Here is a 23,972-nt window from a genome sequence, read left to right as displayed (position 1 = left end):
TTCAGTAAGGATTTTTTTAGTTCAAATATCCTTCTCCTCATTATGAAAAAATCATGAACAATGTATTAAAGGTACGTAATATCTCAAATTCTTTATGTTTGGCATGCTATAATACAAATCAAATAGAGAACAAGGAGATAAAGATGAAAACACTGCGAACTCTATGTGTCCTGATGATTCTTTCAGGCGTTATTTTTTTCGGACTTAAAATAGATGCAAAAGATATAGATATTCCTTTTTTGAACAGCCTTAAAAAAGTGGTTTCTTATAGCGATACAGACTCAGCTGCGAATAGCAAAAAGGAGCTGAAGGGAAGCGCAAAACCGCTGGATGTCATCCTTTACAATCAAATGGACGCACCCCGGCTCTATAACGGCTGTGAAGTAACAAGCCTTGCGATGGTGCTGAATTACGCAGGATACGACGTGACAAAAAACACCCTGGCAAATCAGGTTGCCACAGTGCCTTTGACATACAGCAGCGGATTAAAGGGTGATCCGAATGACGGATTTGTCGGGGATATGGCGAATGGCCCTGGTCTCGGTGTCTACCATCGACCGATCTATCAGCTGGCGAAAACCTATGCGGGAGACAAAGTGTCTGATCTGACTGGAAAAAGCATTTCTGCTGTTTATGAACAGCTTGAAAAAGGCAATCCAGTTTGGGTTATTACGACAGCCAACTTTACGCCAGTTGACAACATGCAGACATGGAAAACGCCAAACGGAACGATAGAGATTACGTACAGCGAACACAGCGTCGCCGTTACGGGATATGATGATAAATATGTGTATCTCAATGATCCGTATGGCTATAAAAACAGAAAAACCGATAGAACAAGCTTTGAAAAAGCGTGGAAACAAATGGGCAGCCAGGCCGTAGTTATTCAAAAGTAAACACCTGAAGCCTCACTATGCTCTATCCTGAGCAAATACGACAATATTCATGCTTTTTGTTTCAATCGGTAAGATCGATTCATTTTCCATTTATCATCCAGAATTGTCTTTACTTTCAGGCTATCTGTTTTTATGATTAAAGCAGATTCAGCCTTGCCCCGATCTATGTGAGAGAAGCCGGTGCAAGTTGCTGACGCTTCTCTTGCAAAAAATGAAAGATATCCGGGGAGGATTTATCATTGAAAAAATTCGTGTCTATCCTATTTATGTTCGGTTTGGTTATGGTGTTCAGCCAGTTTCAGTCATCAACCGCTTTTGCAGCAGACAAAGTGGTGCACGAAACAATTATCGTACCAAAAAATACAACATATGACGGGAAAGGACAGCGGTTTGTGGCAGGGAAAGAATTAGGCGACGGAAGCCAGTCAGAAAACCAAGACCCTGTTTTTCGTGTGGAAGATGGAGCAACCCTGAAAAATGTGGTGCTTGGTGCACCTGCCGCTGATGGCGTGCACACTTATGGAAACGTTAACATTCAGAATGTGAAATGGGAAGATGTTGGTGAGGATGCGTTAACGGTGAAGAAGGAAGGAAAAGTGACGATCGACGGCGGTTCTGCTCAAAAAGCGTCAGATAAGATATTCCAAATCAATAAAGCCAGTACATTCACAGTGAAAAACTTCACGGCAGACAATGGCGGAAAGTTCATAAGACAGCTTGGCGGTTCAACCTTCCACGTTGATGTGATCATCGATAAGTGCACCATCACAAACATGAAGGAAGCGATATTCCGGACGGACAGCAAAACAAGCACGGTCAGAATGACAAATACACGCTACTCTAATGTCGGTCAAAAATGGATTGGTGTTCAGCATATTTACGAAAACAACAACACTCAATTTTAACAAAAAAAGTCCGCTGATGTTATTCAGCGGACTTTTTCAATCTTTCTTGCATTTCTTCCTTCGTATAGATGATCCGCATCGGATTTCCGCCGACAAATGCGCCGGCAGGCACGTCTTTATGGACAAGTGTTCCGGCGGACACAACTGCGCCATCTCCTATTTTCACCCCGGGCAGAATGGTCGTGTTGGCACCAATCATCACTTCGTCTCCGATCAGAACTTTGCCGATCCGGTATTCGTGAATCAAATACTCATGGGCCAGAATGGTCGTATTGTACCCGATGATTGTATTTGTTCCGACTGAGATCTTTTCCGGAAACATGATATCTGGCATCACCATGAGGGCAAAGGATGTCTGATTTCCAACCTTCATCCGCAGAAATGTACGGTACAGCCAGTTTTTCATCCCTATAAACGGCGTATATCTCGCAATTTGAATGACAATGAAATTTTTGACGACCTTTAAAAAAGGTACCGTTTGATAGACATGCCACAGTGAGTTGGCTCCCGAGACCGGATGACGATCTGTTTTTCTCACAGATTACTTCACTCCAACGATTTGTAATAGATCACTCATTTTCTCAAGCATAAAATCCGGCTCATACTTCGCCAGCATTTCCGGCCCTTTAATCGTCCATGCGACTCCTGCCGTTTTTGTACCGGCGTTTTTCCCTGCCAGCACATCATGGTAATTATCACCGACCATAATGGCTTCCTCGGGCTCGCTTCCTAGCTGTTTCAGCGCTAACAGCACAGGCTCGGGATCAGGCTTTGCATTCGTCACATCATCAAGGGTGACAACTGTTTCAAAGAATTCGCCGATTCCCGTGAACTTGAGGCCCATATTGACAGTATCTCTTAATTTTGTTGTCACAATCCCTAATGTAAAGCCGGCTTTTTTTAATGCATCCAGGGTCTCATATACCGTTTCATATTCAGTCACGAGTGAATCATGCATGTCATGATTGTACGCTCTGTACATAGCGATCATATCCTCGCATTTATCAGGGTCCATCGAAGAGAACGTTTCAAAAAGAGACGGCCCGATAAATGCAAGGACATCTTCTCGTTTATACTTGCTCGGATAATAATGCTCCAGTGTATGCAAAAAGGACGCGATAATTAATTCATTCGTATTAATAAGCGTTCCGTCTAAATCAAACAGAATCGTCGTTACTTGTTTGTCACTCATATTGCTTCCTTTCCAACCGCTGAGGGTTTCCACTTTTTCCATGTATGCGCAATAGCCATTGTCAGCAGAACTGCTGTGGTGACACGAATCAAAAGAAGCGGCCAGACTGGTATGCCGAGCGGAATAAAGACAAGTGTATCTTCCACGACCGCGTGGCAGGCAACGAGAAATATAAATGCCAATGTCATATCCCGCCTGCTCACGCCGTCATCCTCGACAGCTTTGATCATGACACCCGCTCCGTAGGCCAGACCAATCGTCAGTCCCGCCACCATTGTCATAGACGTATTTTTATTCATGCCAAGCAGCTGCGTAAACGGAGACAGCCACCTGGAGAACCGATGCAGCCAGCCTAAATCTCTTAAAAACTGGATGATGATCATCAGAGGTATGACAATTGCCGCCAGCTGCAAAACACCAAGTCCGGCTTTCGTTAAGGCTTCTGTCAGCATTGCCAGCCAGCTGTCTGGCGCCACGCTCTTCGCAGCGATAAAACCGTACTGCGCCGTTTCCTGTCCGCCATGCCAAATAAGGTTGATGACGATGGCTGACACAGCGGCTAAACCGATGCGCACGGCCAATATGACGCCAATTCTGATGCCAACCTTTGCGGCAACTGTCGATTCGATAATCAAGTTATGACAGAATGAAAGCATAACAGCTAAAATAAAGACTTCTTTCACAGATAAATCCAATGTTAAAATCCCGGCAATTCCCGCATACAGATTCAGCATATTTCCCAGTACAAGCGGAATGGCCGCTTCACCAGAAAGCCCGAAGAGACCCATTACCGGTGTGATCAGCCGTACAAGCCAATCCATGACAGGGGTATGCTGAAGCAAAGTGACCAATAGCGTTACCGGGAAAATCACTTTACCCAGCGTCCATGTTGTTTGAAAACCTGCTGCAAGACCGGCCAGAAAGATTTTCTTCATGCCTCATCCCCCTTTGTTGACGTCTACTCCGCGTACCGCTCCTTCGAGTATCCCTTGACGCGTCTGAAGATGATGGCTGCCACAGCCAAAACAATCAATACGATTGAAATCACCTGAGCGATGCGAAGTGAATCTGTCAGCATTAAGCTGTCAGTCCGCATTCCTTCAATAAAGTATCTTCCGATTGAATACCAAATGATATAGATCAAGAACATCTCGCCTCTACGCAAATTCGCTCTGCGAAGCAGCAGTAAAACAATGACGCCGACAAAACTCCATAGTGATTCATATAAAAAAGTAGGATGATAATATTGCCCATTGATATACATTTGATTGATGATAAATTCAGGCAGGTGCAGGTTTTCTAAAAAGGCTCTGCTGACAGCCTCGCCGTGCGCTTCCTGATTCATGAAGTTCCCCCAGCGGCCGATCGCCTGGCCGAGCAAAATGCTGGGCGCGGCAATGTCCGCAAGCTTCCAGAACGAAAGTTTTTTCACTCTCGAAAACACATAACCCGTTAAAATGGCGCCGATTAATCCGCCATGAATGGCAATGCCGCCCTTCCAAATCTTAATGATTTCTCCCGGATGTGCCGCATAATAGTACCATTCAAAGGCAACGTAATAAATTCGCGCGCAAATAATCGCAATCGGAATGGCAAACAGGACAAGATCAATAAACGTATCTTTCTGCAGCCCCCGTTTTTCACTTTCCCTCATCGCAATCCACAGCCCGAGCAAAGCGCCGAGACCGATAATGATTCCGTACCAATGGACGGCTAACGGCCCCAGCTGAAATGCTATCGGATTGAGTGGTTCTATCGCTTCATTCATTTAACGCCAACTCCTATTCTTCTTGTTCACCGTCTTCAATGACGTCCGCCAGCTTGTTGGTAAATTGTTCAGCGGCATTCAGCCCCATCCGCTTCAATCTGAAGTTCATTGCTGCCACTTCGATGATGACTGCAAGATTTCGGCCTGGGCGGACGGGAATCGTCAGTTTTGTAATTTCTGTATCAATGATTTTCATGGTCTCTTCCTCAAGTCCGAGCCGGTCGTATTGCTTGCCCTGCTCCCAGAGTTCAAGATTCATGACAATCGTGATTCGTTTATTGCTTCTGACCGCGCCAGCGCCAAATAGCGTCATCACGTTGATAATGCCAAGGCCCCTGATTTCAAGGAGATGCTCAATTAATTCCGGAGCGTTTCCCACAAGAGTATCCTGATCCTCCTGCCGAATTTCAACGCAATCATCGGCGACAAGGCGATGCCCTCTTTTCACAAGCTCCAGCGCTGTTTCGCTTTTTCCGACGCCGCTCTTTCCTGTGATCAGCACGCCGACACCATATATATCGACAAGAACACCATGAATTGCTGTGGTAGGCGCCAGCCTGCTCTCAAGGAAGTTGGTTAAACGGCTTGACAGTCTTGTCGTTTTCAGCGGCGATCTGAGGACAGGCACCCCATTTTTCTCGGAGGCGTCAATCAGCTCCTGCGGGATGGGCATATCTCTAGAAAGAATAATAGCTGGTGTTACATCAGTGCACAGAGAATCCATTCGCTGTTTTTTCTCCTCTTCAGGAAGCTGTTCAAAGAAAGAAAGCTCTGTTTTTCCGAGAAGCTGCACGCGCTCTCTCGGGTAATATGTAAAATATCCGGCAATTTCAATGCCTGGTCTTGATAGGTCACTCATTGTAATCGGGCGGTTAATTCCTTCTTCTCCGCTGATTAATTCCAAATTGAACTGTTCCATTACGTCTTTTGTGCGAACCTTTGCCACGATATGTTCCTCCTGTTCCGGGCTGCCCCGAGCTTGCTCACAATAATTTCATTTTATCACTTTCAGGCTTGAACCTAAAACAGATTTTATAAAAGGCGGGAAAACACCTCAGCTGGTCTAGATCACTAGTCTGAAAAAGAGTAAAATAAAGGTATTCAAATTCCAGAAAGGCGGATCATCTATGGCAGAGAGTCTTCTTATCAAAGACATTGCGATCGTGACAGAAAATGAAGTAATCAAAAACGGCTATGTCGGAATCAATGACGGAAAAATCAGCACAGTCTCAACAGAACGGCCCAAGGAGTCATATTCAAAAGAAATTCAAGCACCTGCGAATTCCGTTTTGCTTCCCGGCATGATTGACATTCATATCCACGGCGGCTATGGCGCAGATACGATGGATGCAAGCTTTTCTGCGCTCGACATCATGTCATCAAGACTTCCCGAAGAAGGCACGACGAGCTTTTTAGCCACAACAATTACCCAGGAACATGGGAACATTTCTCAAGCTTTGGTGAACGCAAGAGAGTGGAAAGCGGCTGAAGAGTCCTCTTTATTAGGTGCAGAACTGCTCGGCATTCATTTAGAGGGCCCCTTTGTTTCACCTAAAAGAGCCGGAGCGCAACCAAAAGAGTGGATTAGGCCTTCGGATGTTGCGCTTTTCAAAAAGTGGCAGCAGGAGGCGGGCGGACTGATCAAAATTGTTACACTTGCGCCGGAGGAGGATCAGCATTTTGAACTGATCCGCCATTTGAAAGAAGAATCGATTATCGCGTCCATGGGGCACACGGATGCCGATTCCGCAATGCTGTCGGATGCCGCAAAAGCAGGGGCGAGCCATATGACCCATCTGTACAACGCGATGAGCCCGTTTCATCACCGAGAACCCGGAGTGATCGGAACGGCGCTGGCCCATGATGGGTTTGTGACAGAGCTAATAGCCGATGGCATCCACTCCCATCCTTTAGCGGCTAAGCTTGCTTTTTTGGCGAAAGGCAGCAGCAAGCTCATTTTAATTACCGATTCCATGAGGGCAAAAGGACTGAAAGACGGCGTATATGAGTTCGGCGGCCAAAGTGTGACGGTAAGAGGACGAACAGCTCTTCTTTCAGACGGAACCCTTGCCGGTTCGATCCTCAAAATGAACGAGGGCGCACGGCATATGCGTGAGTTTACAAATTGCTCTTGGACGGATATAGCTAATATAACTTCTGCAAACGCGGCCAAACAGTTGGGCATCTTTGACCGAAAAGGCAGTGTGACTGTGGGAAAAGATGCAGATTTAGTGATTGTCAGCAGTGATTGCGAGGTGATTCTCACCATTTGCCGCGGAAACATTGCATTTATATCCAAGGAGGCTGACCAGATATGAAAGTAATAGAATGTCAAACGTATGAAGAGCTAAGCCAAAAAGCAGCCAGAATAACGGCAGATACAATCAAAGAAAAACCTGATGCCGTTCTCGGGTTAGCGACGGGCGGCACACCGGAAGGCACTTATCGCGAGCTGATCCGCCTGCACCAAACTGAGAATCTCTCATTTCAAAACGTCACTACAGTTAATTTGGATGAGTACGCCAGACTTTCAAGCAATGACCCGAACAGCTATCACTTCTATATGAATGACCGTTTATTTCAGCATATCGACAGCAAGCCTAGCCGGCATTTTATTCCGAATGGAAATGCAGACGATTTGGAAGCCGAATGCAGACGGTATGAACAGCTAGTCGAGTCCCTCGGCGGCACTGACATTCAGCTTCTCGGCATCGGCCGAAACGGACACATCGGCTTTAACGAACCGGGAACCTCTTTCAAGTCGCGAACTCATGTTGTGACATTAAATGAGCAAACCCGCCAAGCGAATGCCAGATATTTTCCTTCCATAGACAGCGTGCCGAAAAAAGCACTGACAATGGGAATTCGAACGATTCTCTCAAGCAAACGCATTCTGCTGCTTATTTCTGGGAAAAGCAAAGCAGAAGCTGTTCGTAAGCTGTTAGAAGGAAACATAAGCGAAGATTTTCCCGCATCTGCTTTGCACCTGCATTCCGATGTCACGGTTTTGATTGATCGTGAAGCCGCGTCATTAAGACCTTGAAAGGAACATGCTGACTTATGAATATCAATAAACAATCGCCTATTCCGATTTATTATCAGATTATGGAGCAATTAAAAACCCAAATTAAGAGCGGAGAACTGCAGCCGGATATGCCTCTTCCTTCTGAGCGCGAATATGCCGAACAATTCGGGATCAGCCGGATGACAGTTCGCCAGGCGCTTTCTAATTTAGTTAATGAAGGCTTGCTCTATCGCCTGAAGGGGCGGGGCACCTTTGTCAGCAAGCCAAAAATGGAACAAGCACTTCAAGGGCTGACAAGCTTTACCGAGGATATGAAAAGCCGCGGGATGACACCGGGCAGCAGGCTCATTGATTATCAGCTTATTGATTCAACTGAGGAGCTCGCGGCTATATTAGGCTGCGGGCACCCCTCCTCTATCCATAAAATCACTCGGGTGCGGCTGGCAAATGATATTCCGATGGCGATTGAGTCCTCACATATTCCGTTTGAGCTTGCGGGTGAATTGAACGAATCGCATTTTCAGTCGTCGATCTATGATCATATTGAAAGGTATAACAGCATACCGATTTCCCGTGCAAAACAGGAGCTTGAGCCAAGCGCTGCCACCATGGAAGAAGCGAATATTCTTGGTATTCAAAAGGGAGCGCCTGTCCTATTAATTAAACGAACGACATATCTGCAGAACGGAACTGCTTTTGAGCATGCAAAATCCGTATACAGAGGCGACCGTTATACATTTGTCCACTATATGGATCGTCTTTCATAAAAAAAGCCTCCAACCCTTTTTAAGGATTGGAGACATGGCGAAAATCAAACTGGTCTGGTGCCGGACGATATGTTTCTTTTTTCGTCTTGAACTTCCAGATCGGTGATTTCGTTTTGCCGTTAAAACTGTCTTCCACTATAATGTACCAATAATAAACAGACTGCGGTTCAAGATGATCCCAGCGGAATTCAGCTGTATCCCCGCTCTTCACTTGCTCCCGTTTTCCGAGCTCTTCATTGGTATATACGTTACATTCAAAATAATCGGTTTCCACCTTTTTGATTCTTGGCTTCAAATCAAGCGAAAGGGAAAATTCATCCTTGTTGCCATAGGTATCCGTATCATAGTAATTCTTATCCTTTACATACGGAGAATACGTCGATACGTGCACCATGTCATTGGCCTGGTCAAATTGAAGCAAACGCAAATACCCTTGACCGCCTTCTGGCCCGCCCTGATAATCGGCCAGCATTTGATGCACAAGACGATCCGGTTTCCCATCACCATCATCATCCAGCTCATCTGTTTTTCTCATCGCACTATGATAATGCCCGCTCAATACCATCACGACATTCGGGTTCGGCTTTACGATTTCTTTGAATATTTTCTCTCCGATCGGGCTTCTGTTTCCGCTGACCAGCAAATACTCATGAAAAGCTAAAATTGCCATCCGGTCAGGGTGTTTCTTCAGCACCTGATTCATCCACGCGATGTCTTCATCCGTAATGCCCCACCCCATGTACAGCATGATATAATCATTGCCGTTGCTAGAAATCAGATCATAATGTCCGCGGTTATTTTTATAGGAACCGCCATAATGCAATTTTTTATCAAAACGATCGCTGCCAAAATATTTGCCAAACGCCCTGTAGGAGCCGTCCTTATGCCCGACATCGTGATTGCCGGCCAGCACGCCGTAAGGAATTCCGTTCTTATCCAGAACGGACATTGACCGATCAGCGTTTTTCCACTGTCTGATATCGGCGGAATCATCTACAATATCACCCGTGTGGAACACATATTTGATATTGAGCTGCTTTTGATTATCTTTTATCCATTCGGTCTGTTTATCAAAAATATGCGGATAGCTTTCGGCGTAATACTGTGTATCAGACATCCAGACAAATGTGTACATATCCTTCGCAGGAGGAATTTCATCCTGTACAATCACATTCATTTTCGACTCCCGTACAAAATCGGCGGCAATCACAGACGCTTTCAGCGTAAACGGTTTGTCATCCTTCGCGACGAAGCTGTCAACAGGCTGCCATTCGTTTGTCCGATAATTCCAAGCATACATCGTCACCTTTCTCCCCGGCAAAGAACTGCCCTTCCAAACCGCTTCTGCCAGATCATTCTCATCAATTGATGGATCAACCGTCACTTCAAAGCGATGATAAGGGAAAAGCTCTTTGTTTTCTGTCGATACTGTTTTTCCATCAGCAGCTGATACCCGCTCCAATTCTTTATTCGTAAATGGGGTCTCCCTTTCCGGCACAAAGCTTTTCGGCGGTTCAGTCAGTGACGCGTGCTTAAATATTTTCACATGATTTCGCGCTGTATATTGAAATCCCCTATAAAAACCAACATCCATGGCATCATTCGTCGGATCTTTCACCCGGACAGAAAGCTTGGCCTTATGCGTGTCGGCATCGCTGTCTATAACCTCCGGCTGGTCCGGATGCTCTCGTTCGGTTTTAAACGTCCTCTCAATCACTGTTTTATTGCCCGCGAGATCCGTTGCTGTCACTTTTAGAGAATGTTTTCCCGGCAAAAGGTCAGAAGATGACGTATGATATGGGAGTGTAATGCTTTCTCCATCTAAAGACGCCTCCGCTTCCTCAATTTTGCTCCATTTATCATACATATCGGCCTGCAGGATAAGGTTTCCCTTATACGTTTGCCCCTCGGTGATATTCGGCTCAATGTGAGGTCCTGAATTATCTACCCGTACAACCAGGCTGACATTTTCCTTGCCGTCGCTTGCTTGAATATGGTGAGCGCCTTCAGAAAGCTTTGATGTGTCCCACTCCAGCAGCTGTGATGTAAATAGTCCGTCAGGCAGATTGAACTGAAATTGCCAGCTTTTATTCGAGCGCTGATTATCGCCAATAAAGAGTTCCTTCTCAGGAGACACCCTCTGATCCCTGATCACCGTTCCATCCGATAACACCAATCGGGCGTTTTTGACTAAGAAGTCATCACGGTTTTCAGCCGTATCAAACGGAGACACCTTCGAACCCGATCGTATTGTAATACGCTGCAGCTGCTTCCCTTTCCGAAGCAGTGTCTCTGGCAATGGAACAGAATAGGTGCGGTATTTATTTGTTGTATCATCGAACACCTTCAGCACTTTTCCTTCCATCGTTACCGCGTTTTTAAAATAAAGGTTCGTTTTCCTCGTATCGAACGCAAAATATACTTCTTTTTCCATCGCGGGCTCTGTCACTTGTTTTTTCCCGTCAATCCATAGCTTAATGCGGTCAGCTCGCCCTTCTGTCGTGGCTTTGAGAAATTGAGTTCCCGACAGCGTGTCTCTGTTTTCAATATTCATCCGCAGACCGTGCGACTTGCTTGTTTGTTTAATATCAATCATTTTGACCGGCGTTCTCGCTTCATTGATCCCGTCCCCGGCCGCCACATAATACTCTAGCTGATCCTTCCCGATCAATTCAGGCGAATACACAATATAATGGTAGAGATTATCGTTGCGGTCTTTTTCAGCAAGAATTCGCTTAAACGGTTTGTTCTCATCCGTCCGGTAGTAAAAGGCCGCTGTTTTCACTAGACTTCGGTCCCGTATGTCAGCCCGCAGCTCAATGCTTTCAGCAGGGCGGACAGGCTTGCGGTCAGTCAAATCCTCAATGACCGGCTTTTCTTTATCGAGCTTGATTTTCCGTTTCTGCTCGGGCACCTGTGCCTGTAATACGGTTCCGGGAGACGGATTCTTTTCCCCGATTGAAATGTTCAGAAGTTCTGCGGTTCCGTTCAACGGATACTTATAAAGCACTGATGACAGCCGGCGCAGCGCATGTTTCCGATAATGCGCAACCGAAATGTCCTTTCCTGTATTCGTTGATATCACAACGGCCCGCGGCCTCGTATTGGCCATACCCTCTGTCTCGTCTATCACCGCGAGATTTTTTCCTTCTTTTAGTTGTGTCTGATAATAACGATTGAAATCCTCTGACGTCAATTCTGGATGCCCGGCAGGCTTCAGCCAGACGACAAACGTTTCGCCGGATGGTATCAAGATCCTTTCATCAGGTCTCCAAATCAGATCGGAGTCAGGCCCTTCTTTTGGGTAGCGGTAACGGAAATGGTAGTCTTTAAAATCAATCGTTCTGTCAGTCGTATTAAAAATCTCAATAAATTCATAACCGTCTGCACGTCCTATATTCTTCGTATCAACCGCCAGCTCTGTGATCAGAAGCTCCGGAATATGGGCAAGGTCAGCCTGGTATCCTTCAAGCTTCAGTTTCTTCGTCTCCGACTCCACCCGCTGCTTCCCATTCGACATCACAATGTAATACTCAAGCTCGCTGTTCCAAATCAAACGTTTCGGAATTTGTGCCAAAAACTTGCGGACCGCTCCGGGGGTCGGGTCCATCGGCACCATTTTGTAGCCCAGCTCATTACTTTGTTTATAAAAAAGAAAGGCGGAAAATGCTTGATACGAATTATCGCGAACTTGAGCCTCAATCATTAGATTGTTTCTCATTTCAGCTTTCACATCAATTTGAGGAGGATTTTCAAGCAAGGGTATGTAATGAGGCGTTTGAAATAGTTCCTGCTGTACAACAGGAAAAGCTTTTGATTCATGATGGCCGCCAGACAAAACGGAAAGAAAAGACAGTAATATAGAAGCAATAACCGTGTATTTCCTCATCAAAGCACCTCCCTTTTCATGTATTTTGCGTCTGAACAGGGAAGCTTATGAGTTCATTTTTGTGCATAAAGAACAAAAAAACGTCTGCCTCTTGAAAATTCCACTATTCCCCAGTAAACTAAGGATAGTTAACCAGTTAACAATTAAATCAGAGAGGCAAATTGATGAACAACAGCATTCATGATGAATTATTTCAAGCTATACAACAATTCGCATTAAAAAGAGATAAACGCGTCTGGCAAAAGGTGCAGATTCCGTCCTCACAACATCTCGACCACCTCAAAAAAGACTGGACATTGACCCAGCTTCACATTGTTTCCTGTTTACATACCAGCAAAAATGTGAATAACAGCTTCTTAGCATCCCGCTTACATATCTCAAAAGCAGCTGTTTCAAAAGCAATTCAAGCTTTGTTGAAACATAACATCATTACAGTGACAAAAAAGCCGGGCAACAAAAAAGAAATTTTTTATACGTTAACTGAAAGCGGCAAAGAACTGGCGGGGTTACATGAACGGCTTCATCAAAAAGCAAAGGAGCAATACAAACAGCTCTTCAATGAATTTTCAATTGATGAGTTGAAAACAGTGACTGCGTTTATTAACTTGTGGATCAAGCATATGTAAAAAAGCCTCACCCGCACGGGAGAGACCTTTCCATATTATTAAGCCCTGTCAAATACAATATGAAGTGAGACGGGTCCGCGTGTATACAGACCGGACTCAGCATAACAAAAATCTTCCTCTAATCTGATATTCCGCATCTTATCCAGCACAATATTAGCTACAATTTCGATTTCGGTTTTGGCAAAAGCTGCTCCTACACAGTTATGAATGCCGGATCCGAAAGCGAGATGCCGGGCGGCGCCGCTAAAAGCGCTCTTGATGCCAAGATCTTCCCGATGAATATTAAACACGTCAGGCTGTTCAAATGCTTCAGGGTCCCGGTTAGCCGCACCGATCATACAAAAAACAATCGTATCTTTTTTGATTTCCATACCGCCGACCACTGTATCTTGGGACAGCTGCCGCGGAATCAGCTGAACCGGCGGTTTATAACGCAATGTCTCCGCAATGGCTCTCGGAACTAACGAACGGTCAGCCAAAACATCATTCATCTGCTCAGGATTGTTGAGCAAATGGTAGATCATCAGTGCCAGCGTCTTATCAGCCGGTTCCGTTGCGGCTAACAGCACATTAAGAATCAGTGCGAGTATATCCTTGTCCGACATCGCCATGCCTTCATATTCAGAAGTACATAGGATGGAAATTAAATCTGATCCCGGATTGACGCGACGTTCTTCAATGACCGGCATCAAGTATTGGGAAAGCTGTTCGCTGCACCATAACGAATGTGCCCGCGCTTCAGGAGATTGAGAGATACTCGTGATAAAATCGGCAACTCCGCTGTGCCACTCAGAGATTTTTTCATGGTCTCTTTTATCCAGCCCGAGCATGTCCATCGTGACGCACACCGCAAACGTCTTTCCAAAATCATTGACGAGATCAATTTTCCCTCTTTCAAGATAGGGCGCTAACAAGTTTTCTGCATTTTGTTTAATCAATGGAGACAGATGATCCAGTGCGTCACCGATGAAGCTTCTCACTACAATTCTTCTTTTGGCAGAGTGTTCTTTTCCATGCATTTGGGCCAGTACAGGGCCTCGCATTACTGGTTCGGCACGCTCAACAAGTGATTTCGTCGTGAAAATATCCGGATGCTGAAGGATATAGCGGACATCATGATAGCGGCTGATAAAATAACTGTCTATCGACTCTTCATAATGAACCGGATCTTCCTCCCGCAGTTGTGAAAAATAAGCATATGGATTGTTTTGAAATTGATCAGAAAGCACACTAAACAATTTAATCGATTGGCTCATGTTTTACTCCCCCTATCATCCTTCACATGTGATCCGTTTCTCAGAAAGCATCTGCGCCATTTCCTGTACAATGAGATACCCTTGATTCGGCCGCATACAAATAGAAAATTCATGGTTACTGATCTTCTCACCGAGCTTCCACGGACGATGATAAGCAAGGAGCGTCTCTTCCACCTCTAAAATATCCGGAGCTCCGATAAAAAACGGCAGCTCAGCTATGACATATTCCACAGCCAAATTCAGCATATCCTCACTGACTTCTTCCATCATCAAACTGACGCCCCGTGCACGCCCGATTATCGCTTCACGAGACATGTCCAAACAAGCATGTCGAAAATGAGGCTGCTCAAAAAAAGCATGTTCAACTTCTTGTCTCAACAGCTGGTAGGCTTTGTTATCCATAAAATCAGAAAATGTATGAATCGCCTTCGGATCCCCGCCATGAGCCACAAGAGCTCTTTCTGCAAATCTCCTGTTTCGTGATACCTCTTTCCTTACTTTTCGTTCAGCCTTTCCTCTCGGAGTTCCAAGCGCTTCTAGAAGATTAGCGGCCTCATGCCCCGCAAGTAAAACAGAAACGCTTTTAAATTGAGCTTTCGCCCATCCAATTAATCTGTAAATATAATCCTCTGAAAACCTGCTGTTAAATGGGCTGATCCCCACCAAAACATGCCTGCGCCGTTCAAATATTTCTCTGCAGTTTTCCGTTAATGGCTCAGCAATAAAATGCACAGACCTTCTTTCCGTTACCATTCCGGTCATCTCATTCACCCCTAAAACTTATCCCGCTTTAAGTCATCACCCTCAAATACAAGATGGAATAGCTAGAACAACTGAACAAGACGAATGGCAGGCATCACTTAAAGTTTCCAAATGTTTTTTAAGATTTTAATAATCATTTTCAATACCCATATCATGATAAATGTTTACTAGTAAACATTAGTCATTTTATCCCTTTTCCTTCCAAACGTCAATATGATCTGTGCCCAAATATTTGAAAATAAATGTAAACATCACATTTTCCACACACTTTTTACACGCATATTCAGCATGACATATCAACAAATAGTCTAAACACCAACAATTGACAACGAAAACAAGAAAAGATAAAATAAAATTGTTCACCAGTAAACGATTTGTTTTATTGTTTCATCGTAAACTATTATTCCTAAGAAAGAAGGTAGCCTATGTCTGATTTGACAAAACAGATGATATACGACATATACGTGAGACTGCTGCACCTTAATGAACAAAAAGCGAACACTTCACTTCAGCAATTTTTTAAGGAGGCCGCAGAAGAAGATGTAGCTGAAATTCCCAAAAATATGACAAGCATTCACGTCATTGACTGCATCGGCCAGCATGAACCCATTAACAATGCGGGGATTGCCAGAAAAATGAACTTATCGAAAGCGAATGTAACGAAAATCAGCACAAAACTGATCAAGGAAGAATTCATTAACAGCTATCAGCTGACAGATAACAAAAAAGAAGTTTATTTTAAATTAACCCGTAAAGGCAGACGGATTTTCGACTTACATGAGAAACTGCATAAAAAAAAGGAGCTGGCTTTTTACCAATTCCTCGATTCATTTTCACAAGAAGAACAAAAGGCTGTATTGAAGTTTCTAGAGCAGTTGACGTCAACACTTGAAGCAGAACAAACCGATGGGACTCCGGACAAACCTGTAAAGTAAACAAAAAGGCGGTGTACACTTTGGCTCATACAAAATCAAAGGCAGTATTGATCTTATACACTGTTTGCTTCAGTGCATTTTTTGCATCTTTAAGCCAGAACATTTATTCACCTATTCTTCCGATCATTAAAGAATCATTCCATGTTTCCACAGCTATGGTGAACCTGTCAGTCTCAGTTTTTATGATTGTGACAGCAATAATGCAAATTATATTAGGAGCGATCATTGATTTTAAAGGCGCTCGGATCGTCTTGATTACCGGTATTCTGGCAACGGCAGCAGCCAGCATCGGCTGTGCGGTGACTACTGACTTTACTTTGTTTCTGATATTCAGAATGATACAGGCAGCCGGTTCCGCAGCACTGCCTCTTATTGCTGCCACAACGATCGGACAGCTGTTTACAGGCAATGAACGCGGGAGTGCAATGGGAACGTATCAAATGCTCCTGTCTGTCGCACCGGCTATTGCCCCAGTTCTAGGAGGATTCATAGGCGGAGCAGCCGGATACGAAGGGATTTTTTGGATACTTGCGGCCATCTCGATCGTTTTGCTGGTGACAAACAGCATCACCTTTCCTAAAGATTCTCCAACTGAATCTATGCAGCAAGCCAAAGGCAATGTGTTCGCTCATTATAAATCAATATTTACAAATCGAACAGGGAACGTCATTTTGACTTTAAGTTTTGTTCTCTTTTTCATTTATTTTGCAGTAATTGTCTACCTCCCAATATTGCTGACAGAGCATTACCATATAGATGTGGGTATAGCAGGACTGTTATATTTGCCGCTGGCGCTGAGCACGATTGCAGGTACGTTTCTGTTTAAAAGAATACAGGCAAAAATCGGGCTGCACACCTTGTTTATCGGAAGCAATGTGATTGCCGCCTGCAGCATCATTTTATTTGCTGTTACACATTCCGTTTCTCTCGTTCTCATGGCTCTGACGCTGGCACTGTTTGGCATCTCGATGGGGGTTATTCCTCCCTTGTACTCTACAATGATTACTAATGAATTTGAGCACAACAGAGGGAGTGCAATCGGAATGTTTAACTTTATCCGATATACAGGCATGGCAGCAGGTCCGATGGTATCTGCCTACTTGCTCACAATGATGCCGTCTGCCATGTCCTTTAGCCTCCTAGGCCTTGGATTTGCCGCATTGAGCTTTTGCCTTCTTCCGCCAATGTTTTCGCCGCAGAAGCGCACGAAACAAAAAAAGCACCACATGTAAAAAAGCTGCCTTTGCGGGCAGCTTTTTTTATTTTTTTCTAAGCGGCTCTAAAATGCCTTTTTGAATCAGCAAATGGAAGACCGACAGGATAACGGATGCCCATATCGCTGTGCCGAAGCCGTCGATTTGAAAGCTGTCACCCATTATGGACGCGGTCATCATAAGCGTGATGGCGTTAATCACAAACAAGAAGAGTCCAAGCGTCACCATGGTGACCGGCAGTGTAAAGATAATTAAAAGCGGTTTAATCAGCACGTTTAAGATCGATAAAATGAGGCTGGCGATAATCGCTGCCCCAATGCTGCTGATATGGATGGAGTCAATATATCCATCAATGACGATTAATAACAATGCATTGACTAAAATGCTGACTGCCCATTTTACCATGTCATTTCATATCCCTTTCTGACGGGACGATAAAAATCCAAATGATATAAATGAGCAAAACCGGCAAGACACTTGTCATAATGGCTAAGATGACAGTTATGACTCTGAGGAGTGATGCGTCCCAATTGAAATATTCCGCGAGACCTCCGATAACACCGGCGATTTTCTTATTTTTTTCTGAGCGATAAAGCTTATTCATTCGATCACCTCTGTGAGTACTTTAGTTTGATGGCGCCTGTTAGTGATTCTGAGAAGACGGTGATGTTTTGATCATGTGCTTGATTTGAAGTGAACATCATTTCTTTTTGAATGGTATCATTTTTTTCCTTCAGCATCTCAACATCCATTAATTCATGGGACAGCGAACCAAGATTGCTTTTCAGCTCTGCCTTCACTGCGAGATCGTCCGGAATCGCAAGCTCCACACTTCCAGTCGTTGTTTTTGCATAAATGGAGCGGCAGTCTGATTCTGTTACGTTAATCGCAATATTTCCGTTAAAGCTTTGAACGTCAATGGATTCGCTTTTCCCTCTGAGATCGATCAATCCGTTAATGGTTTCCGCTTCTATCGTTCCGCAGCTGTGGCTGGCGAGCTTAATTTGCCCGTTGGCCGTTTCAGCTATGGCTTTTTCGGCTGTTAAGTGCGAGAACGACAGCACGCCGTTTGTCGTTTTCGCTGAGAACTCTTTTACATGTAAATGTTCCCCTCTGACCGGACCGTTAAACAGCTTCACTCGAATCTTATCATACTCCTTCTGAGGAATATACAAAGTGACATTCGTTTTCATCGTCTTTTTCTCAGTACGGATAAAAAACTTATTTCCTTTGATTTCACATTCAATATGCTGAAGAAATGCGTGTCTCGCCGCATCCTGGCTATCAGCGCGATATACCTTCGCCTGGCATTCCGCTCTGATATCGTCATCTTCCCAAGGGACGATATTCACGCTGCCATTGGCAATTTGCAGCTCAACACTGGAAAAATCAGTATCTTTAAATTGAAAAATGTGCTGAACATCATACGCATGGCCAAAGTTTAAATCAAGGTCAACTTCCTTGACCTTTTTTACAGCAGAATCAATCCAGTCAAACAGCTTGGCTCCTAAAGACGGCTTGCCGCTTTCTTTTTTTGCCGTTGTAAATGGCTCTTCCTCGTCATGAACGTGAACTGAGAGCGCTGTGATTTTCTCTTCTTTTTCCTTGTAGTCGCTGTCAAGCTTTTCAATCAGTGTCAAAGCTTCTTGTGCTGTAAGCTTCCCTTCCTCAACAAGCTTAAGGATTCGTTCCTTTTCTTGCTTCATTACGATCTCCTCCCCATTGTCTACTTATGCTGCACGCAGGACCTTAATGCCCTGAATCACATTCCAAATAATAATGCCAATGACAACTAAGAAATAAATAACCGCTCCCCCGATGATTACAAATACAGGAAGCAAGCTGTCTCCATCAATCGCAACGGCTCCGCCAAGTAAAGCAATAAAAAGGAACAGCCAGCCGACAAACGGAACAATGTGAGAAATAAGAGAGCGTATCGCATGGTGTTTTGTTTCTTTCTCATTTACAACAAAATATGCGACAATCGGCACAATGATTGGCGCAATGAACACACTGAAATAACAAAGTGATGCAATAATAGCTTGATTACGGTTCAATTCATTCCACACTCCTATTGTGAATTGTCCATGACAAAAGATCAGGGACGTTTTACTTATTTATACGTTTAAAATCTCTTCAGGTTTCAAATTCATTCTTTAGACATGCTCCGATTTACGGAAATTGGATTTTAAAAAGTTTTAGAAGTAGAATCTTCCGGCTATACCGATTACAATATGTAAAAAGCTTACGGCAACCAAGGAGGCTGGACAAGCAATGGAGAAAGATCCCAGTGACTATACAGTAACACAAGAATCAGTGTTAAAGCTGATTCATGAACAAAAAAGAATGAATCGTGAAATGATCGCCGAGCTTGAGCAGATTCACGGACCCTTCCCGATCTCTCACGATATCCAATATATAAAAGTGCTGCTCGACAGCAGCAACACGCATATTGTTCAAGATTTAATGAGTGTAAGTAAGCAGCTGTATAAGAAGACTTTGTAATTGCGGAAAACATATCATTCATTATAACTGAAACAAAGTTAAAGGTTAGATGACAATATCTTGCCTTTTTTGTTTTGAAAAAACAAGTGATTCCCTGGCTGTCACAAAATGATTGTAACAAAAAAAGCCTGCCGGCACATCCAGTTAATGGACTCTGTCGGCAAGCTGTAACTATCAGAAAGAGATAGCCGTTCAAAATTAACGTAACAATTGAAGCACGTTTTGCGGCTGTTGGTTTGCTTGGGCAAGCATCGCTTGAGAAGCTTGAGAAAGAATGTTGTTCTTTGTGAAATCGCTCATTTCTTTCGCCATGTCAACGTCACGGATGCGAGACTCAGCAGCTGTTAAGTTTTCAGAAGAAGCACCAAGGTTGTTGATTGTGTGCTCTAGACGGTTTTGTACCGCACCAAGTTTAGCACGTTGGTTTGAAACACTTGTAATTGCACTATCGATTTTAACAATCTCAGTGTCAAAACTAAAATCATCTGCTGAAACATCGATACCTTTTACTCCTAAAGTTGTTGCATCCATGTTACCAATTGTAACATTAATATTTTGGCCAGCATTTGCACCAATTTGGAATGTAAATCCTGCTGTTTCACTACCGTCTAAAAGTTTTTTTCCGTTAAATTCAGTACGTTGAGAAATTCCATCGATCTCTTCAGTTAAAGCATCCATTTCATCTTTAATTGCAGTTAAATCTTCAGTTTGCTGTGTACCTGTGTTTCCTGCTTGAACAGTAAGTTCACGCATACGTTGAAGGATTGCATGGGTTTCAGTCAATGCACCCTCAGCTGTTTGGATAAGAGAAATTCCATCTTGAGAGTTTTTAGAAGCCATTTCAAGACCTCTGATTTGTCCTCTCATTTTTTCAGAAATCGCAAGACCCGCTGCGTCATCTCCCGCACGGTTGATGCGAAGACCAGAAGAAAGTTTCTCCATGTTTTTTGAGCTCGCACTGTTGTTTGAAGACAAACGGTTTAGTGTGTTAAGCGCTGCAATATTGTGGTTGATTCTCATGTGAAAAATACCTCCATGTGTATATGTTTTTGAAATCAAAGACTTCCTTTTCTTTGATTTCTGGCGTATCAGATTCCAATAAAGCTTCTAACCTATGTAGATTCAGTTATTGCTTAAGGATGCCTTTAAGCCCCTTAATAGGGTTTGTCTGCTTAATTTGGAAATCATCATCCGCCTTTCAATTCATATATCGACAGCAATTTGTAAATGTTTAGGCGTTTTTCCAAAGAAATTTTACCAAAGACGAATCTAAACCTATTATGCCGTAAAGAAAAAGCTTGCCTGCTAAGCCCAAGGATGGACTTGCTGACAAGCTGTTCTCTCGTAATAAAGTTTTTAAGATGTAGCTGTTTCTTTCGCTTTCAAGAGCGATTTCATGCGTGTTTTGTCACGTTCGATAACAGGCTGCAAATAACGGCCTGTATACGATTCTTCCACTTCAGTGATTTCCTCAGGCGTTCCTGACGCGACAATGGTTCCGCCTCCGGCTCCGCCTTCCGGGCCCAAATCCACAATGTAATCGGCCGTCTTAATGATATCAAGGTTGTGCTCAATAACCAGTACAGTGTCTCCGTTGTCTACCAACCGTTGCAGCACGACAAGAAGCCTGGCGATATCGTCGACATGCAAACCTGTCGTCGGCTCATCTAAAATGTAGAGCGTGCGTCCGGTCGAGCGTTTGTGCAGCTCAGATGCGAGCTTCACGCGCTGCGCTTCTCCGCCTGACAAGGTCGTCGCCGGCTGGCCAAGCGTAATATAACCTAAACCAACATCATAAAGGGTTTGGAGCTTGCGTTTGATTTTCGGGATATTTTCAAAGAAAGAAAGAGCATCTTCAACTGTCATATCAAGCACATCAGAGATGCTTTTTCCTTTGTACGTCACTTCAAGCGTTTCACGGTTATAGCGTTTGCCGTGACACACCTCGCATGGAACGTATACGTCAGGAAGGAAGTGCATTTCAATTTTAATAATCCCGTCTCCGCGGCAGGCTTCACATCGTCCGCCCTTCACGTTGAAGCTGAAACGGCCTTTTTTATAGCCGCGGACCTTCGCTTCATTTGTCTGCGCGAATACATCACGAATGTCATCAAATACACCGGTGTATGTCGCAGGGTTGGACCTCGGCGTTCTTCCGATTGGCGCCTGGTCAATGTCAATGACTTTGTCTAAATGATCCAAACCTTTAATCTCTTTATGGCTGCCGGGCTTCGCTTTCGCTTTATGAAGCTTTTGCGCCAGCGCCTTATGCAAAATTTCATTAACGAGTGTACTCTTTCCTGAACCGGAAACACCTGTAACTGCTGTAAACGTCCCAAGCGGGAACTTGGCATTCACTTTTTTCAGGTTGTTTTCTGAAGCACCTTTAATTTCAATGTAACGTCCGTCCGGCTTTCTTCTTTCAGGAGGCAATGGGATAAACTTTTTCCCTGATAAATAGCTGCCCGTTAATGAGTTTGGATCTTCCATCACTTCTTCCGGCGTACCCGCAGATATCACCTGTCCGCCGTGAATGCCGGCTCCCGGTCCAATGTCTATTAAATAATCTGCTGCCATCATCGTGTCCTCATCATGTTCGACAACAATCAGCGTGTTCCCGAGATCTCTCATATTTTTCAGTGCGCTGATCAAGCGGTCGTTATCACGCTGATGCAGACCGATAGACGGCTCATCTAAAATATAAAGCACACCGGATAAACGCGAGCCAATTTGAGTCGCCAGCCTGATGCGCTGCGCCTCTCCTCCGGACAATGTACCCGCTGCCCTGCTCAATGTCAGGTAATCGAGACCGACTTTGTCCAGAAAGCTTAAGCGCTCCACAATTTCGCGCAAAATCAAATTGGCGATCTGCATATCCTTCTCAGAAAGGGTAAGGTCTTTAAAGAAGGCAAGTGCGTCGGCGACAGACAGCTCGGTAATTTTTCCAATGTGGCGGCCGTCAATCAGTACGGCAAGCGCCTCTTTCTTTAACCGATAGCCTTTGCACGTCGGACAAGACTTCTGAGACATATACTGCTCCATTTGCTCACGTATGAAATCGGAGCCTGTCTCCTTATAGCGTCTTTCAATGTTGCGCAATACGCCTTCAAATTGAATTTCACCTTCGCGGATTTGTCCAAAATCATTTTCATATCGGAAATAAATCAGGTCATCTCCGCTGCCGTACAGCACTTTATCCAGTTGATGCTTCGGCAAATCTTTGACCGGCACATCCATATCAATCCCGTAGTGGGTGCAGACTGCCTCAAGCAGCTGAGGATAATATTGTGAGCTGATCGGTGTCCAAGGGGCGACCGCATTCTCCTTCAATGACAAATCTTGATTGGGGATGACAAGATCGGCATCCACTTCAAGCTTCATTCCGAGACCGTCACACGTCGGACACGCCCCGAACGGACTGTTAAACGAAAACAGACGCGGCTCAAGCTCACCAATTGAAAATCCGCAGTGCGGACAGGCATGATGCTCGCTGAACATCAGCTCTTCCTCACCGATGACATCGATCATAACCCGTCCTTCACCTAAACGGAGCGCCGTTTCCAATGAATCTGACAGCCGGGCTGCCACGCCTTCTTTCACGACAATCCGGTCAATGACTACCTCAATGGAATGCTTCTTGTTCTTTTCTAATTCGATATCGTCGGAAAGCTCAGCCATCTCGCCGTCAATTCTGACTCTGACATAGCCTTGTTTTCTAATCTGTTCAAGCACTTTGACATGAGCGCCTTTTCGGCCCGAGACAATCGGCGCCAGCACCTGAAGCTTCGTCCGTTCCGGGTATTCCAGAATTCTGTCCACCATTTGCTCGATGGTCTGGGATGTAATCTCAATTCCGTGTTCCGGACAATGAGGCTTCCCTACTCTCGCATATAAAAGACGCAGATAATCATAAATCTCAGTTACCGTACCGACAGTAGACCTCGGATTGCGGCTCGTTGTTTTCTGATCAATGCTGATGGCGGGAGAGAGCCCCTCAATTGCATCCACATCAGGCTTATCCATTTGCCCTAAAAACTGGCGGGCATAAGCAGACAGCGACTCGACATACCGTCTCTGTCCTTCAGCATATATCGTGTCAAAGGCAAGGGAGGATTTACCTGATCCGGACAAACCCGTGACAACGACAAGCTGATCTCTCGGAATCGTTACATCTATATTTTTCAGGTTATGCGCCCTGGCTCCCTTCACCTCTATCCGATCCATAGCCATTT

Annotated in this window: 23 protein-coding genes; 9 read left to right on the top strand and 14 right to left on the bottom strand. The window is 44.5% G+C overall.

The window, feature by feature from the left end; translation table 11 throughout:
- Positions 1-143 precede the first annotated feature (143 nt).
- Together M1D94_RS03275 and pelC are read left to right on the top strand one after the other, a co-directional pair.
- Positions 144-896: a C39 family peptidase gene (locus M1D94_RS03275; RefSeq protein ID WP_077671024.1), complete on the top strand. Its 753-nt coding sequence runs from the start codon at positions 144-146 to the stop codon at positions 894-896.
- Positions 897-1,135: 239 nt separating this feature from the next.
- Positions 1,136-1,801: a pectate/pectin lyase PelC gene (gene pelC, locus M1D94_RS03270; RefSeq protein WP_021480690.1), complete on the top strand. Its 666-nt coding sequence runs from the start codon at positions 1,136-1,138 to the stop codon at positions 1,799-1,801.
- Between the two features lie 19 nt (positions 1,802-1,820).
- On the opposite strand, the gene hprF is transcribed toward pelC, so the two are convergent.
- From hprF to hprK, 5 genes are read right to left on the bottom strand one after another with little or no spacing between them, the layout of a single operon-like run.
- Positions 1,821-2,339, bottom strand: a complete 519-nt coding sequence (gene hprF, locus M1D94_RS03265) for a heptaprenylglyceryl phosphate O-acetyltransferase (protein WP_021480691.1) — start codon at positions 2,337-2,339, stop codon at positions 1,821-1,823.
- Between the two features lie 3 nt (positions 2,340-2,342).
- Positions 2,343-2,993 carry a pyrophosphatase PpaX gene (ppaX, locus tag M1D94_RS03260; RefSeq protein WP_424926111.1) on the bottom strand — a complete coding sequence of 217 codons (651 nt, stop codon included), beginning with the start codon at positions 2,991-2,993 and terminating at the stop codon, positions 2,343-2,345.
- The gene (locus M1D94_RS03255) at positions 2,990-3,928 is read right to left on the bottom strand and encodes a nucleoside recognition domain-containing protein (protein WP_021480692.1); all 939 of its coding nucleotides are present in this window, start codon (positions 3,926-3,928) and stop codon (positions 2,990-2,992) included. The genes ppaX and M1D94_RS03255 overlap by 4 nt, the downstream gene beginning before the upstream one ends.
- Before the next feature lie 23 nt (positions 3,929-3,951).
- Positions 3,952-4,761 (bottom strand): prolipoprotein diacylglyceryl transferase, encoded by an 810-nt coding sequence (lgt, locus tag M1D94_RS03250; protein ID WP_456270414.1) that lies wholly within the window; start codon positions 4,759-4,761, stop codon positions 3,952-3,954.
- Positions 4,762-4,774: 13 nt separating this feature from the next.
- The gene (gene hprK / locus M1D94_RS03245; protein WP_003228097.1) at positions 4,775-5,707 is read right to left on the bottom strand and encodes an HPr(Ser) kinase/phosphatase; all 933 of its coding nucleotides are present in this window, start codon (positions 5,705-5,707) and stop codon (positions 4,775-4,777) included.
- Positions 5,708-5,888: 181 nt separating this feature from the next.
- On the opposite strand from hprK, the gene nagA reads away from it, so the two are divergent.
- The 3 genes from nagA to nagR are packed head-to-tail and all read left to right on the top strand — an operon-like array spanning position 5,889 to position 8,553.
- Positions 5,889-7,079: an N-acetylglucosamine-6-phosphate deacetylase gene (nagA, locus tag M1D94_RS03240; RefSeq protein WP_021480694.1), complete on the top strand. Its 1,191-nt coding sequence runs from the start codon at positions 5,889-5,891 to the stop codon at positions 7,077-7,079.
- A complete protein-coding gene (gene nagB, locus M1D94_RS03235; protein ID WP_088467414.1) occupies positions 7,076-7,804 on the top strand; it encodes a glucosamine-6-phosphate deaminase in 729 nt (242 codons plus the stop codon). Before nagA ends, nagB begins: the two co-directional genes overlap by 4 nt.
- A 17-nt stretch (positions 7,805-7,821) precedes the next feature.
- Entirely contained in the window at positions 7,822-8,553 is a 732-nt protein-coding gene (gene nagR / locus M1D94_RS03230; RefSeq protein ID WP_072175108.1) for an N-acetylglucosamine utilization transcriptional regulator NagR, read from the top strand.
- Between the two features lie 19 nt (positions 8,554-8,572).
- Here the strand turns inward: nagR and M1D94_RS03225 are convergent, their stop codons facing one another.
- Complete coding sequence (locus M1D94_RS03225; protein WP_302897035.1) at positions 8,573-12,442, bottom strand: metallophosphoesterase; 3,870 nt, start codon at positions 12,440-12,442, stop codon at positions 8,573-8,575.
- Between the two features lie 164 nt (positions 12,443-12,606).
- Here M1D94_RS03225 and M1D94_RS03220 point away from each other — a divergent pair, with 164 nt between their 5' ends.
- Complete coding sequence (locus tag M1D94_RS03220; protein WP_021480697.1) at positions 12,607-13,068, top strand: MarR family transcriptional regulator; 462 nt, start codon at positions 12,607-12,609, stop codon at positions 13,066-13,068.
- Between the two features lie 38 nt (positions 13,069-13,106).
- On the opposite strand, the gene cypX is transcribed toward M1D94_RS03220, so the two are convergent.
- The gene (gene cypX / locus M1D94_RS03215; protein WP_021480698.1) at positions 13,107-14,324 is read right to left on the bottom strand and encodes a pulcherriminic acid synthase; all 1,218 of its coding nucleotides are present in this window, start codon (positions 14,322-14,324) and stop codon (positions 13,107-13,109) included.
- A gap of 15 nt (positions 14,325-14,339) precedes the next feature.
- The gene (pchC, locus tag M1D94_RS03210) at positions 14,340-15,086 is read right to left on the bottom strand and encodes a cyclo(L-leucyl-L-leucyl) synthase (protein ID WP_021480699.1); all 747 of its coding nucleotides are present in this window, start codon (positions 15,084-15,086) and stop codon (positions 14,340-14,342) included.
- A gap of 425 nt (positions 15,087-15,511) precedes the next feature.
- Here pchC and pchR point away from each other — a divergent pair, with 425 nt between their 5' ends.
- Positions 15,512-16,021, top strand: coding sequence for a pulcherriminic acid biosynthesis transcriptional regulator PchR (gene pchR / locus M1D94_RS03205; protein WP_003228073.1), 510 nt, complete (start codon positions 15,512-15,514; stop codon positions 16,019-16,021).
- 20 nt (positions 16,022-16,041) lie between these two features.
- Positions 16,042-17,253 carry an MFS transporter gene (locus M1D94_RS03200; protein WP_003228068.1) on the top strand — a complete coding sequence of 404 codons (1,212 nt, stop codon included), beginning with the start codon at positions 16,042-16,044 and terminating at the stop codon, positions 17,251-17,253.
- 27 nt (positions 17,254-17,280) lie between these two features.
- Here the strand turns inward: M1D94_RS03200 and M1D94_RS03195 are convergent, their stop codons facing one another.
- The 4 genes from M1D94_RS03195 to yvlA are packed head-to-tail and all read right to left on the bottom strand — an operon-like array spanning position 17,281 to position 19,292.
- A complete protein-coding gene (locus tag M1D94_RS03195; protein ID WP_003228066.1) occupies positions 17,281-17,640 on the bottom strand; it encodes a phage holin family protein in 360 nt (119 codons plus the stop codon).
- 1 nt (position 17,641) lies between these two features.
- On the bottom strand, positions 17,642-17,839 hold the full coding sequence (locus M1D94_RS03190; protein ID WP_003228065.1) for a PspC domain-containing protein: 198 nt from the start codon (positions 17,837-17,839) through the stop codon (positions 17,642-17,644).
- Positions 17,840-17,843: 4 nt separating this feature from the next.
- On the bottom strand, positions 17,844-18,941 hold the full coding sequence (locus M1D94_RS03185) for a DUF4097 family beta strand repeat-containing protein (protein WP_014478112.1): 1,098 nt from the start codon (positions 18,939-18,941) through the stop codon (positions 17,844-17,846).
- Between the two features lie 24 nt (positions 18,942-18,965).
- Positions 18,966-19,292 carry a protein YvlA gene (gene yvlA, locus M1D94_RS03180; RefSeq protein WP_072173460.1) on the bottom strand — a complete coding sequence of 109 codons (327 nt, stop codon included), beginning with the start codon at positions 19,290-19,292 and terminating at the stop codon, positions 18,966-18,968.
- A 217-nt stretch (positions 19,293-19,509) separates the two neighbouring features.
- Between yvlA and M1D94_RS03175 the strand changes: the two genes are divergently transcribed.
- Entirely contained in the window at positions 19,510-19,740 is a 231-nt protein-coding gene (locus M1D94_RS03175; protein WP_003235419.1) for a hypothetical protein, read from the top strand.
- Positions 19,741-19,938: 198 nt separating this feature from the next.
- Here the strand turns inward: M1D94_RS03175 and hag are convergent, their stop codons facing one another.
- Both hag and uvrA read right to left on the bottom strand, forming a co-directional pair.
- Positions 19,939-20,760 (bottom strand): flagellin Hag, encoded by an 822-nt coding sequence (gene hag, locus M1D94_RS03170; RefSeq protein WP_029318328.1) that lies wholly within the window; start codon positions 20,758-20,760, stop codon positions 19,939-19,941.
- Positions 20,761-21,096: 336 nt separating this feature from the next.
- Positions 21,097-23,970 (bottom strand): excinuclease ABC subunit UvrA, encoded by a 2,874-nt coding sequence (gene uvrA, locus M1D94_RS03165; protein WP_103803408.1) that lies wholly within the window; start codon positions 23,968-23,970, stop codon positions 21,097-21,099.
- Positions 23,971-23,972 lie beyond the last annotated feature (2 nt).

The organism is Bacillus sp. JZ109 (genome assembly GCF_053903135.1).
Note: the sequence above shows the minus strand (reverse complement) of the source record. Positions and strands in the feature narration are given on the sequence as shown.

Bases quoted from the DNA above. Each gene is read 5' to 3' on its own strand.
- lgt (WP_456270414.1), bottom strand. From the start codon at position 4,761: ATGAATGAAGCGATAGAACCACTCAATCCGATAGCATTTCAGCTGGGG.
- nagR (WP_072175108.1), top strand. From the start codon at position 7,822: ATGAATATCAATAAACAATCGCCTATTCCGATTTATTATCAGATTATG.
- M1D94_RS03225 (WP_302897035.1), bottom strand. From the start codon at position 12,442: ATGAGGAAATACACGGTTATTGCTTCTATATTACTGTCTTTTCTTTCC.
- uvrA (WP_103803408.1), bottom strand. From the start codon at position 23,970: ATGGCTATGGATCGGATAGAGGTGAAGGGAGCCAGGGCGCATAACCTG.
- nagA (WP_021480694.1), top strand. From the start codon at position 5,889: ATGGCAGAGAGTCTTCTTATCAAAGACATTGCGATCGTGACAGAAAAT.
- M1D94_RS03175 (WP_003235419.1), top strand. From the start codon at position 19,510: ATGGAGAAAGATCCCAGTGACTATACAGTAACACAAGAATCAGTGTTA.
- M1D94_RS03185 (WP_014478112.1), bottom strand. From the start codon at position 18,941: ATGAAGCAAGAAAAGGAACGAATCCTTAAGCTTGTTGAGGAAGGGAAG.
- pchC (WP_021480699.1), bottom strand. From the start codon at position 15,086: ATGACCGGAATGGTAACGGAAAGAAGGTCTGTGCATTTTATTGCTGAG.
- M1D94_RS03220 (WP_021480697.1), top strand. From the start codon at position 12,607: ATGAACAACAGCATTCATGATGAATTATTTCAAGCTATACAACAATTC.
- cypX (WP_021480698.1), bottom strand. From the start codon at position 14,324: ATGAGCCAATCGATTAAATTGTTTAGTGTGCTTTCTGATCAATTTCAA.
- pchR (WP_003228073.1), top strand. From the start codon at position 15,512: ATGTCTGATTTGACAAAACAGATGATATACGACATATACGTGAGACTG.
- nagB (WP_088467414.1), top strand. From the start codon at position 7,076: ATGAAAGTAATAGAATGTCAAACGTATGAAGAGCTAAGCCAAAAAGCA.
- M1D94_RS03195 (WP_003228066.1), bottom strand. From the start codon at position 17,640: ATGGTAAAATGGGCAGTCAGCATTTTAGTCAATGCATTGTTATTAATC.
- M1D94_RS03190 (WP_003228065.1), bottom strand. From the start codon at position 17,839: ATGAATAAGCTTTATCGCTCAGAAAAAAATAAGAAAATCGCCGGTGTT.
- M1D94_RS03255 (WP_021480692.1), bottom strand. From the start codon at position 3,928: ATGAAGAAAATCTTTCTGGCCGGTCTTGCAGCAGGTTTTCAAACAACA.
- M1D94_RS03275 (WP_077671024.1), top strand. From the start codon at position 144: ATGAAAACACTGCGAACTCTATGTGTCCTGATGATTCTTTCAGGCGTT.
- ppaX (WP_424926111.1), bottom strand. From the start codon at position 2,993: ATGAGTGACAAACAAGTAACGACGATTCTGTTTGATTTAGACGGAACG.
- hag (WP_029318328.1), bottom strand. From the start codon at position 20,760: ATGAGAATCAACCACAATATTGCAGCGCTTAACACACTAAACCGTTTG.